General features: G+C 60.7%; 1 protein-coding gene. It reads left to right on the top strand.

Annotated elements, in window-relative coordinates; translation table 11 throughout:
• A partial coding sequence (locus tag ABFX56_RS16185; RefSeq protein ID WP_346234379.1) for a hypothetical protein occupies positions 1-257 on the top strand: 257 nt, incomplete at both ends.

Here is a 257-nt window from a genome sequence, read left to right as displayed (position 1 = left end):
GCGGCCAATGCGTCAACTCGCTGATCGGGCTGTTCTGCGGCGTCTACGGCAATGGGCCGGAGTACCGGCAGCTGACTCCCGGGATCTTCGATCTGATGTTCCAGGACCTCGGCAAGACCGGTGACGTGCACTTCAATCGAGGTCACACCATGACCGTCAGCTACGACGAGGTCGTGCTGGGACTGTGGATCGAGAATCTGGTGTCCGAGTTGGGTATCAAGGTGGTGCTGGGCGCCTCTGTGCATCGTGTCGACCAG

It is taken from the genome of Parafrigoribacterium mesophilum (assembly GCF_039652555.1).
Lineage (GTDB): Bacteria > Actinomycetota > Actinomycetes > Actinomycetales > Microbacteriaceae > Parafrigoribacterium > Parafrigoribacterium mesophilum.
This window is presented reverse-complemented; position numbering and strand designations above follow the sequence as displayed.